A 12,243-nucleotide genomic window follows, 5' to 3' on the forward strand; every position below is an offset into this window, starting at 1 on the left:
CGCACTTCTGCTAAGTATTTACAAATATTATCGTAGGCCAAGGCAAATTTTTAACAATTGAAACTATCTCAGACAGTGTAGTGAATCTGAAGCAGAAAATTGATCGCACCCGGATCTTGTTTATTGATTCAAGTTATGATAGACATTTTTAGTTTAGTTGTGAACATAGTCGCGCTTGGGAAAGGCAAGAGGCAAGAGGCAAAAGGCAAGAGCTGTCATCTTTGTCTTGATTTAGCGCACTTCTGATTTAGATAAGATCTAAAAAAGACCTGATCTCATCAGGTCTTTTCAAAATCATGTCTCTCAACTTAAGAGCACCATTAACCCCTTTTGCCTTTTGCCTTTTGCCTTTTGCCTTTTGCCTTTTGCCTTGGTAAAAGGTTTTAGGTTAAAACTTATTCTCCCCTAACCAAATCCTCAACTGCCTCTAGATCAGTCGGTAAGCCAGCGGTCAATACCTCTGCTCCTGTCTCGGTAATCAACACATCATCTTCAATCCGAATCCCCCGCACATCATCAAATTCTGCCAATCTATCCCAATTAACCACATCTTTGTAGGTTGACAGTCGCTCTGGGTCATTCAAAATCCCTGGAACTTGATAAAATCCTGGTTCAATTGTCACCAACATCCCTGGTTCCAACAGTCGGTCTAGTCGCAAGAAGCCCAAGCCAAAGCGATCGCTTCTTTCCCGTCCTGGTGCATACCCTGCCAAATCCCCTAAATCTTCCATATCATGAACATCTAATCCCAGCAAATGACCAACACCATGGGGAAAGAACAAAGCATGGGCATCCATTGCTACCAAATCCGAGATGTCTCCTCGCAGAATCCCCAAATCTATCAATCCCTCAGCCATCACCCCTGCTGCTGTCATATGAATCTCTCGGTATTCCACCCCAGGGTAAAGATTCTTGATACAGAAATCATGGGCTTCTTTGACGACATTATATATATCCCGCTGAGTAGGGGAAAATTTACCACTCACCGGCCAAGTGCGGGTAATATCCGCCGCCCAACCCATAGGGGTTTCTGCTCCTACATCCGCCAGCAGTAACTCTCCCGGTTGCAGGGAATGGTGATACTCACCATTGTGCAGCACTTCCCCATGAACCGTAACAATACTTGTGTAAGCACGGGTCATATTATTGGCAATAATTACCCCTTCCATCGCCCCCCGCACGTCCGCTTCCCGTTTAGCCTTGGGAGTAGCTGCCATTCCCGCTTTATGAGCAGCTATCGAAACTTCAGCGGCTTGGCGCAACTCCGATAATGCCCCCTCGTCATGGTATAACCTTAGGGATATAATGGCTTTCGCTAAATCCAAGTCAATCCCTTCTGGAGCATCAGCGGGTCCGACAGGACGACCTAATAGTTTCTGTTGTTGGCTGTAAGTAGTGGGATTTTGAACAGCAATGGTTGCTGCTCCCTGAGAATGCGAACGCAATTCACAGAGGGAAAAAACCCGATTAGCCCCAATCATCTCAGCAATTTCCTCAGGTGAAGGCACTTCTCCGTGCCACAACGCACTACCAGGGGCTGGCTTATCCATGAATAAATCCAGTTTGCCATCATTGAGGCAAATTACCGCATTAGTTAGGGGTAAACCAGCAAAATACAAGAAGTGACTGCTAGCCCGAAAAGGGAACGAATTGGCTCGGAAATTCCGAGGACTAGGATGTCCAGACCAGAGCATTACCGGAAAATCCACCAGCTGAGCCAATTTTTGACGCCGTTGCTGTAGTTTAGTGGCTAGAGAGCCGTCATGGTTGTTAATCATCGGATTTATAATAATTTATTAAGTGTTTAACCTTCACCGTTGACTAGTTATACCGTAAATTCCACAGGTCTTGTGGAATTTGTTCAAAATTATCCCCAGGATCTACCTAAGAGTAAAATCTCGCCAGTGATCGGGTTTGGGACTAGCAATGGCAAGGTTCTTGGTCTAACCAAGATCTAACTCTGGAAAATGAACTAGAACAGATTAACACCACAGATTAACACCACAGATTAATGCGATTCGGCGTTCGCGCAGCGTGGCCTACGGCCACAGCCGACGCTATGCGATTGGCCTTTGGCCACGCTACGCGAACGCATCATCTCAAATGCTCTAGGTAAGACTGATAGCAGTTATCATAGCTATGAAGTCACAATATTTTTTCCCTGCTCCCTGCTCCCTACTCCCTACTCCCTACTCCCTGCTCCCTATTCCCTAAAACCCAGAAAGACCTCACCCAATTTATAACTGCTATATTAAATAGTTGAAATCTTAAACACAGAAATATGGTTATCATTCAACTGTTTAATATTGCCAATATCTTCGTTTTGCCCTTTTGGATTCTAATGATTTTATTGCCAAATTGGGGCATTACCAGGCGAGTAATGGAATCCTATCTTCCCTTCGTCGCTCTAGCAGCTTTATATATTTACCTATTTATTAATAGCATTACACCAGAATCCGCCCAAGCCTTATCCAATCCTCAGTTAGCCGATATTGCCCGTTTCTTTAGTGACGAAACCGTTGCTGCTACTGGCTGGATACACTACCTAGTCTTCGACTTATTTGTAGGGCGTTGGATTTATTGGCAAGGGCAACAGGCTGGTATTTGGACTATTCATTCCCTAGTGCTGTGCTTATTTGCAGGACCAATCGGACTACTTTCTCATATTATTACCGCTTGGGTTACCAAAAAATCTACCTCAGATACTCCCTTAGACCCTGAAACTACCAGTCCATCACAGACATAGTAAGCGCGTTTATATCTGGGTTGTAAACACAGGTATTGCTTAAAAAGGCAATAGGCAAGAGGCAAAAGACAATAGGGGAAAGAGGTCTGGAGTTTTCTTGGACAATAAAAAAAGACCATACAGGTTTACATCTCACTTACAGCACTACCCATTAAGGTTAGGAGATTGATACAAGTTTCAAAGCTGTTATGCTAAAAGTTTGTTTTTTGCCTATTGCCTATTGCCTATTGCCTATTGCCTATTGCCTATTGCCTATTGCCTATTGCCTATTGCCTTTTGCCTTTTGCCTATTGCCTTTTGCCTTGCCCTATGTCTTTGCCTATATTAAGAAATATTTCACTTGGCCAGTTACCTTGACGTTTCTTTTTTTTTTAAGCTACTCTTTAAAGCAAGAGGTATTTAAAAGTTAACTAAAGGCTTAAGGAAAAAGAAACACCACCTCTAGGTTGCTCTACCATCGTTCCAACTCAACACTAAAGGCTTTGAGCATAATGAGAAACAACATCAAAAATACTTTTGAAGCTGTTGAAAAATTAATTGGGAATATTTACAAGGAATGGGGTAGTTTTCATGAGCATATCCGTGAGCAATTACCCCCAGAATACTACAGTGAAATCGAAAGTTTAAATAGCCAATTTCAGGTAGCGGTAAGTGAATTTATCAAAGAACTTAGTGAACCGGTTCTCACCTTAGCCACAACAGGGACAACTAGCAGTGGTAAAAGTACCCTGGTCAACTTCTTGTGTGGGGCAGAAATTGTACCAGTTGCCGTACAAGAAATGAGTGCAGGGGTTGTGATTGTAGAATACAGTGAAACGAAATATCTGAAAATTGATCAAACTCCAGGGGCAATTTGGGAATGTGGAGAATGGAATAATCTTACAGACGAAGACATTTATGACCGTTTAGACCAAGTAATGAAGTCCTATCTTCAAGCTAATCGAGACGGAAAAACTAGTGTTGCTTGTCCACAAACAACGATATATTACCCTTTCCGACTTGTAGCTGATCCTAACCTGCTTGATTTGCCTGAAAAAACAACAGTGCGAATCATGGATCTTCCGGGTTTAGCTCATGTGGGTGATGAAGGGAATGGCTCTGTGATTAGAAAATGCAAAGAAGCCTTATGTATAGTTACCTATAATAGTGCAGAAACCGATAGACAAAAAGTTAGTAACTTACTCCAAGAAGTTGTTGATCAGGTCAAAGAATTAGGAGGCTCACCAGCCCGGATGCTCTTTGTGCTGAATCGGATTGATGAGTTTCGTAAAGACCAAAACTGGCCGGATAGTGAAAGAGATTTTTTCAAAAGAACTGTTCACGATATCAAACAGAAGTTAACCAAGGAGCTAGAAGAATATCAAGAAGATATTAGTGCTTTACAAGTCATCAAAATGAGTGCTTTGCCAGCTCTATTGTCGATTAAAATGAAGAGTAATAATCAGCAAGAAAGCAATCAAGCATCTCGCAAAATCGACAGTATGTTTAACTTCTTAATCCCAGAAGATATTATAGAAGATTTACCCAGAAAAGTAGAGCGATGGGAACACCATGAGCGCCATCGTGTTGCCCAGACTGTTTGGGAAGCCTCTTACGCAGAGGAATTTCATAAATACCTGAAAGAGCATATCGATCAACATTTTCCACAATTAGTGATTCCACAAATTGTAGACCGCTTTAAAGCTAAAGCAGGTAATGCAGTAGTAGAGTGGGCTATGCAAACCACTAATGCTTTCATTAATAGCTCAGAAGAAAACTACCAAAAAGAATCTGAGAAGATTTCCCAAATTCGACAAGAAATCAGTCAGTTTATTTCACAAAAAGCTCAAGAACTAAGAGACCCTTTTGAACAAATTGAAAATGCTCTAAAAGGTTTAATGGAGGAAAGTAACCAAATCCCTTCACTAGAGCAGGAGTTACCCGATCCTAGAGCAAGAGCAGATCAGATTATTGCTCGTATTATTGGCGAACTAAGAGGCTCTTATCAAGAGCGTGCAGACAGCTTAGTGCCCCTTTATGGATGGCGAAAAGCCATGACAGAAGGGGTAGAGGAAATATTGGAACCTGTAATTGAGTCTTTGGATAACGGCAAACTCTGCTTAGACAGTAAAACCCTTCAAGCAGCTAATCCGACCATGTTGAATCTTTTAGAAGCAACAATTAAAAATTTAATTGAATTAGGATATTCTCCTGAAGTAGCTGAGAATGGAAAGGAGATCGAAGCACGTACTGACCAAGAAAAACGTAATCTCAGCAACCTCAATGAGAATTTGAATCAATTAGCTGATATCTTAAAGCTTTTGATCAATGAAGCAGTAAAAAAAATATTAGAGCGAGAAATGAGGAGAGTCCGTGATGCGTTGGAAACCTTGTTGAATGCTTACTTATCTATTCTGGAAGAAGGAATGAGCACTATTGCTCCTAATATAGGGATTAGCTTTTCTAGGTTACAACTGGTAAAAATCGACATTGAACTTGAGCCAAGCTTTGAATTTAAAGCAGGATTTCCAATTATGAAAGGGACATGGTTAGAAGATGTTGAAGTTCCGAAATATAAAAGAGACTTGTGGACTCTCTGGATTTGGAAAAGACTAGTATATTATATCGAAACCAAAGAACGCTCTAGTGATAATGCTCAGTTACCAAAAACCGAAGACATCCTGAAAGGATGGCTACTGCAAAAAAATCAAGCAGAAGTAGAAATTTATAGTCAGGTCGCCCATTGGTTTATATCTCAAATCAATAGCTTTATAACTGGAGTTGAATCTTATCAAAAAGAAATTGTAGACCGTTATCAAGAGCGGCTCGACAAAGCCCACGATCAAGCTAAACTGTCTCATCAACAAGACTTATCAATCTGGAATCCCTTACAAATGGAAGCTAAAGAACTTGAGGATAATATTAAGAAAGCTGGAAAAGTGCTGAGGTAGTTTATCTTGATTTTGTAAGATGATATAATAACCTGTTTAAGCTAATAATTTCGATACTATGCCCCATGATGACTACGGCAATGAAATTTGGAAAGACTACCAAGACCCCCTAGAAACCTATCAACAGCAGTTCAAGGAAATTTATTCGGCTATTAAAAATTGTGATCGGGGGTATCTCTATGAAGCGATCGCTTATCTAGACCCAGAGAATAGTGAAGATATTTGTAACTATTTTGGCATAGATAAGAATTCGACTCTCAACAATGACTTAAAATTTTGTAAACCTTTCTTGTCCAGTCTAATCAAGGATTTATATAGAGTTCAAATTCCTTTACCAGAGGTAATCGCCAGAATGAGAGAGGAAGCGGAGCGTCAAGCAATGGAATTTGCTAATTTTTTTGCCCCAGTTAAAGATAATACCGAAATTTTGACAGGGATAATTATTGTAGCTTTCATACTTACTGCCTTATATATTGCAGTTAAACAATCAGAGCAAAGACGGCAATTAAATAAAAATAGAAATATAAGGCAACCTCAAGTAAAAGATAGAGACCGATATTTAGAGCAATCTCAACCTAGGGTTACTGGATTACCAAGAAAGCCTTCTGTTTTGTGCTTAATTGTTCCTTCTCATCAATTAAGTGGCTTGAATCCAGGTTATCCGATTCCATCAAATCGTGTTAAAGAACTTATCTCCTCTGCGTCTTATTTTTTATGTGATGGTTCAGTCCAAGCTATTGACCAAAAAGTAAATCTCAATCTCAGTACAGAAAGTATCAATTATTCCAGTGAAGAATATGCTTATATCCAGCTGATAATTCCTGAAGGTGAAAAGATGATTGCTCAGGAGACCAAATACGGTCTTAAGAATAAGCTACCTGATGGTGGTGCTGAAATTGATAAAATTGCGCGTCTTATTAACCTAGATGGTTTAGAAAATTTCATCTGCGCTTAAGGAATTATAGCAATTCTGTTTCCCATGAGGTACCAAGGGATCCCCCTAAATCCCCCTTAAAAAGGGGGACTTTGAAGTTGATTACTGTACCTCATACATGCAATAAACGCTATAAAATAGATTATAAAAATGGATTGGAAAACTGCTTCATCCTATTATGAAACTCGTTTAAGTGACGCCTTAACTGTGCTGCGCCACGCCGTTGATTTAGCCAGGCTTCCTCAAGCGGGAGTTCCTGCTCACCTCAAAGAGGTTCTGTTGGAAGAAGAAAAACCTGCTCGTCGTCAGCTTGAACGCTTGAAAAAGCGAGAATTTCGGATTGCTGTTGTGGGTTTGGAAAAGGCGGGAAAAAGTACCTTTGTCAATGCCTGGTTAGATTGTGATTTACTGCCAGCAAAAGCTGGACGTTGTACTTTTACAACTACACAAATTTATTCCGTTGAACAAGATTCTCAGCAAAGGCTAGAAGTTGAGCCTAAAACGGAAGAACAATTTACTAGTCTGTTGGATGAACTGGAGTCAGAGTCTAAGAGTAATTCTAAGCATAGGGATGGAGCCAAACAAGATTTAGAGACAATCCGAAACTATCAAGACACCTTAAGACAAGTTCGTAGCGAAGGTCGGAAAACTATCCCATTTACTCGCCTAGAAGACATTAACAAAGACCTTAACAAGTATGTTGCTGATGAGCAATACGCCCATGCAGTATTAGAAGCTAGACTGTATACCAATAAACTCGTCCAAGCTGAAGGTATTGTTTTCTATGATGTGCCTGGATTAGACTCAGGTTTAGCCAAGCATATAGACGAATCTAGAGAAATGCTGTCAGATTGTGATGCTGTCATTGTGGTGCAGCAATTTTCTAGTATTCGGGGTGCAGAACTTCAAATTGTTGAGTTTACTGAGCAGGGTGACAAGAATATAAAAGTTGCAGATAAACTGTTTGTTTTCTTGAGTCGGATTGATCAGTTTGCTAGTCCAGCAGCTCTTAAAGAACATCTGGATGTAGCATCAAAAGATTGGTATCGACGAGCACAATTACCTCATCAGCGAATTGTCCATGGTTCAGCGGGAGCTTATTTAGTCTTGAATGGTTTGGCTAATGAACAAACATTTAAATGTGTTGGCAGTCCGGAATCAATTTTAAATAAGCTTAAATCTCTGACAGGTATCGAAGATGAGGAAGCCTTAAGACAGGAAGCGACTGGTATTCAGGAAATCAAAGCTCGCATTACTGATTATATTAATAATGAACGGGTTACTGTTTTAGAAAAACGTTGTGAGGCTTTAATCACCACAATACTAACAACATCAAAAGAAATTTTTGATATCGTTAGTAAGCGATATCCAGAGAATCCAGCCGAAGCCAAGCGATTACAAGAAAATCAACGTCGGATTGAGTTTTCCCAGTGGTGGGAAGAAAAGTGGAAAACGATTAAAGCAGACCTCAGCGACTATTATAATGATAATATTCGTAAGTCTACGGCAGAAGAGGAAGAATCTATAACGTCAGATGTCGTAGAAAAATTTCGGTCTCGATATCTCCAGGATATTGAAACCAAAATTGAAGAAATCAATACCGATAACGAGCAAAGAAAACAGCGAATCTTTAAAGAAACTAATTCTGGTGTATTTGATGCTAAAGTAACTGACTATAACTGGCGGAAAGAACTTTCTGGTACCATTAGCACCCTCTTAGTAGAGATTGCTCATCAACTTGCCCTGGAAATCAATGAAGAAGCATTAAAGTTAGTTGAATATCTGAGCACTTTACTCTGGAAAACTCAGGAATTAGAGCAGCGACTAATTGGTAATCCAGAGCAGTTTGTGGAAGTCTTAAGTCGAAGTTTGACGGCGTTATTTCTTCGTTTTTCCCGTCCGGTTGCTGACTCTTTAATTCCTGGCCCTTTAGGTAGTGAAACTCGTAAGCGTATTGTCAAACGACTGGGAGCGGATATCGAACTAGTCGATAATTATTACAATGGTGAAGAGAAGGCTTTCAGCGTGCTAAGACGATATGTAAATCGTGGGTCAAAGTTGCTCTATGATCCCAAGCTTCGCCATGAGCTATTAGGTATTCGTGAAGTCTCTGGGGATGCGCCACCAAAACCTACCAATTCAGCGGAGGAGGTGATCTTGGAACTTGAAACGGATATCAAAGCCTTTGAAACCTATTTGCGTTCGGCTATTTTTGAAGCCGCAGGGTTTGGGCAATTTTGCCTACAAGAACTGGATGAATTGCGCGATCGCTTTATTCGATACGAAGCAGTATGGCGAGGAGTAGCCCAGAATGAATGGTTAGAAGAAAATCCTTTATTAATGGCTGAAATACCAGAGCATTTAAAGGCTCACGAAGTGAATTTAGAAGTTAGCGATCGCTTACGCCAGTTATCTACTGCTTTGAAAAACATCAAGTTTTAGCAAAGGGAACTTTGAATGTAGAATGTAGAATGTAGAATGTAGAATTAAGAATGTAGAATGCAGAATGTAGAAGTCTCAATTCTCAATTCTTAATTCTCAATTCTTAATTCTCAATTCTTAATTCTCAATTCTTAATTCTCAATTCTTAATTCTTAATTCTTAATTCTTAATTCTTAATTCTTAATTCTCAATTCTTAATTCTTAATTCTTAATTCTTAATTCTTAATTCTTAATTCTCAATTCTTAATTCTCAATTCTTAATTCTTAATTCTCAATTCTTAATTCTTAATTCTTAATTCTTAATTCTTAATTCTTAATTCTTAATTCTTAATTCTTAATTCTTAATTCTTAATTCTTAATTCTTAATTCTTAATTCTTAATTCTTAATTCTTAATTCTTAATTCTTAATTCTTAATTCTTAATTCTTAATTCTTAATTCTTAATTCTTAATTCTTAATTCTTAATTCTTAATTCTTAATTCTTAATTCTTAATTCTGAGGAATTTGTAGGGTGGGCAAAAACAGTTTGGTTATTTTGATAATTAATGATTAGATTACTTTGCCCACCCTACTGCTCACTAGTCTAGAAGGACGGGGCTTTAGACCCATTTTTTTGGTAAATTTGAGTTACTATCCAAAAAATACTATGGTCAGAGGTAATTCATATTGCTAGCAGCATTACTCTACGGTCAAGAAAATTTGCGCTTGGAAGAAGTCCCTTTTCCCACAGCTGCCGCTGGTGAGATTGTGATTAAAGTTGGGACGGCAACAACCTGTGGTACGGATCTCAAAATATGGCTTCGTGGTGGTCATCCGAAAATGCCACAACCTCCCATATTGTTTGGTCACGAAGCTGTCGGTGAAATTGTCTCCCTAGGAGAGGGAGTTACAGGCTGGAAAATTGGCGATCGCGTAGTGGCCAACAACTCTGCCCCCTGTATGAACTGTTTTTTCTGTCACCGCCGGGAGTATTCCCTGTGTCCCAATTTAGTCTTCAACTATGGTGCTTTCGCTGAATACCTGAAAATACCATCACCAATTGTAAAACACAACCTCTTAGCTGTACCTGATGATTTAGATAATGCTCTCGCATCCATGACAGAACCCCTTGCTTGTGTGTTGCATGGGGTAGCATGTTCTAATATTCAACCTGCTGACCGGGTAGTAGTTATAGGAGATGGTGCAATTGGTTTGATGTTCACAGCAGTAATAGCTCAGCAATCAGCAGCAGAGGTGTTTCTCTTTGGGGGTCATGATCAACGGCTGCAAATTGGGGAAAAATTAGGAGCATCTCGAACTTTTAACTATCATAATTTAAGTGATGTACCAGCATCGGTGCGAGACTTAACTGATGGTTGGGGGGCAGATATAGTAATTGAAGCAACTGGTATACCTACTGTTTGGGAAACTGCGATCGCTTGTGGACGTCCTGGTGCCACTATTAACTTATTTGGCGGCTGTCCTCGGGATACCACAATTACCGTCAGTACCGAACAACTACATTACAATGCCCTGACCCTCAAAGGGGTCTTTCACAACACACCAACCTTTGTGCGAGAGGCTCTATCCCTGTTAGCAAGTCGAGTTATACCTTTTGAACTACTTATAAGTTACTATCGTCCCCTAAAAGATTTAGAGCAGGTGTTTGAAAACATGAAGAATCGTCAGGCCATCAAAGTCGCAATTGAACCAGGGTAGTAAAAGATTAACAATAGACAACAAAGACAAGCCAAGTATTTTTTACTTTTTCCTTTTTACTTTCTCCTCTTTACCTCCACTGCCAAAGCCTTACCGGGTGAGAATACTGAGACAGTTGCTGCCTGGATCAATGCTCATCCTACCCTAAGACCTTTGAATTAAGAATTAAGAATTAAGAATGTAGAATTAAGAATGGAGAAGGGAGAAGGGAGAAGGGAGAAGGGAGAAGGGAGAAGGGAGAAGGGAGAAGGGAGAAGGGAGAAGGGAGAAGGGAGAAGGGAGAAGGGAGAAGGGAGAAGGGAGAAGGGAGAAGGGAGAAGGGAGAAGTCTAAATTCTCAATTCTCAATTCTTAATTCTACATTCTACATTCTACATTCTTAATTCTAAATTCTTAATTCTTAATTCTTAATTCTACATTCTGACAAACAACCTTGGCCAAAAGGCCACGCTACCCGAACAACCTACTAACCTTACCCGACCGCTTCACTAACCAGTGGGGGAGAGTAAATTAGTTAGCTGAACACAGACCGTTGCTAGCAGTATAACCTGACGGACAACTTGAGGCGCTTGCCCCAGCTACGTAAGGCTTTTGACCCCTATAATTTCCTCCTTGACCATAGTTGCAAACTACTATAGCTACATTTTTCCAGTTAAGACCCGCTAAGCTAGGACATTTTGTTCTGCCGCATCCAAGGTATTCAGTGTTAGCCCAGACCACTTGAGTGTAATGACCTGTGACTCCGCTACCGCTATTAGTAGCATAGTCATAATCTTTCACTTCACTATACCAGGAATCAACTGGAGCAGTCATTTGATGATTCTGGTTGGTTGTGATGTACAAATTTTCCCCCAGGTAAGAAAACTTACCTCCTGCCTCTTGTGTACGGTTCCTGTTATGTCCCCAAGTACATTTATCAGCATAGTTTTGCGCTACTCCAGCCAATGTATTATCCCATTTGAGCTCTTTCATATTTGATGCTGTGGGTTGAACCTGTCTCCGATACTGATTATGTGCATCTAATAGTTCTTGTTGTTCAGAGCTAGATATAGAAGCATAGGCAGGATCGGAAGGTATTGAGACAAAGGCAGCAGTGGTGATCAATACACCGACAAGCATGATCGCGAGTTTTCTGAGCATAGTCATCATTAATTTATTTCAACAAGTAGGTAGCTTGTAGGGTGGGCAAAAACAGTTTGGTTCAAATGAGTATTCTAAATTAGATTACTTTGCCCACCCTACTGCATCTTTTGAATTAAGAATGTAGAATGCAGAATGTAGAATTAAGAATGCAGAATGTAGAATTAAGAATGTAGAATGTAGAATGGCGTTACTTAATAATGGAACGGGCATCAGGCGTGGAACTGGCATCTTGCGTGGAACTGGCATCTTGCCAGTTTCATGCTTATTTTCGGGCGGGCAGGATGCCCACTCTACTCCTATTTATTCGAAGAATGACGCAACGCCTGTAGAATTCTAAATTCTACATTCTACA

At 40.2% G+C, this 12,243-nt stretch carries 11 protein-coding genes; 9 read left to right on the forward strand and 2 right to left on the reverse strand.

All coding sequences use genetic code 11. The features are described from left to right. Positions 1-395 precede the first annotated feature (395 nt). Entirely contained in the window at positions 396-1,778 is a 1,383-nt protein-coding gene (locus tag F6J90_RS24875) for an aminopeptidase P family protein (protein WP_293099554.1), read from the reverse strand. Between the two features lie 294 nt (positions 1,779-2,072). On the opposite strand from F6J90_RS24875, the gene F6J90_RS24880 reads away from it, so the two are divergent. The 8 genes from F6J90_RS24880 to F6J90_RS24915 all read left to right on the forward strand — a co-directional run bounded on the left by F6J90_RS24880 (position 2,073) and on the right by F6J90_RS24915 (position 11,103). Further along, entirely contained in the window at positions 2,073-2,243 is a 171-nt protein-coding gene (locus F6J90_RS24880; protein WP_293099557.1) for a hypothetical protein, read from the forward strand. A gap of 38 nt (positions 2,244-2,281) precedes the next feature. After that, entirely contained in the window at positions 2,282-2,746 is a 465-nt protein-coding gene (locus F6J90_RS24885) for an ABA4-like family protein (protein WP_293099560.1), read from the forward strand. Positions 2,747-2,934: 188 nt separating this feature from the next. After that, positions 2,935-3,156 (forward strand): hypothetical protein, encoded by a 222-nt coding sequence (locus F6J90_RS24890; protein ID WP_293099562.1) that lies wholly within the window; start codon positions 2,935-2,937, stop codon positions 3,154-3,156. A gap of 81 nt (positions 3,157-3,237) precedes the next feature. Continuing rightward, positions 3,238-5,676 carry a dynamin family protein gene (locus F6J90_RS24895; RefSeq protein ID WP_293099564.1) on the forward strand — a complete coding sequence of 813 codons (2,439 nt, stop codon included), beginning with the start codon at positions 3,238-3,240 and terminating at the stop codon, positions 5,674-5,676. Between the two features lie 58 nt (positions 5,677-5,734). Then, a complete protein-coding gene (locus F6J90_RS24900) occupies positions 5,735-6,631 on the forward strand; it encodes a hypothetical protein (protein WP_293099566.1) in 897 nt (298 codons plus the stop codon). A 129-nt stretch (positions 6,632-6,760) separates the two neighbouring features. After that, positions 6,761-9,052 (forward strand): dynamin family protein, encoded by a 2,292-nt coding sequence (locus tag F6J90_RS24905; protein WP_293099568.1) that lies wholly within the window; start codon positions 6,761-6,763, stop codon positions 9,050-9,052. A 665-nt stretch (positions 9,053-9,717) separates the two neighbouring features. Then, positions 9,718-10,749, forward strand: coding sequence for an alcohol dehydrogenase catalytic domain-containing protein (locus F6J90_RS24910; RefSeq protein WP_293099570.1), 1,032 nt, complete (start codon positions 9,718-9,720; stop codon positions 10,747-10,749). A gap of 192 nt (positions 10,750-10,941) precedes the next feature. Continuing rightward, positions 10,942-11,103: a hypothetical protein gene (locus F6J90_RS24915; RefSeq protein ID WP_293099572.1), complete on the forward strand. Its 162-nt coding sequence runs from the start codon at positions 10,942-10,944 to the stop codon at positions 11,101-11,103. Between the two features lie 155 nt (positions 11,104-11,258). Here F6J90_RS24915 and F6J90_RS24920 read toward each other — a convergent pair whose 3' ends face one another. Then, a complete protein-coding gene (locus F6J90_RS24920; RefSeq protein WP_293099574.1) occupies positions 11,259-11,888 on the reverse strand; it encodes a CAP domain-containing protein in 630 nt (209 codons plus the stop codon). A 200-nt stretch (positions 11,889-12,088) separates the two neighbouring features. Between F6J90_RS24920 and F6J90_RS24925 the strand changes: the two genes are divergently transcribed. Further along, entirely contained in the window at positions 12,089-12,220 is a 132-nt protein-coding gene (locus F6J90_RS24925; RefSeq protein WP_293099577.1) for a hypothetical protein, read from the forward strand. Positions 12,221-12,243: the final 23 nt, after the last annotated feature.

The organism is Moorena sp. SIOASIH (assembly GCF_010671925.1).
In the GTDB taxonomy this organism is placed as follows: domain Bacteria; phylum Cyanobacteriota; class Cyanobacteriia; order Cyanobacteriales; family Coleofasciculaceae; genus Moorena.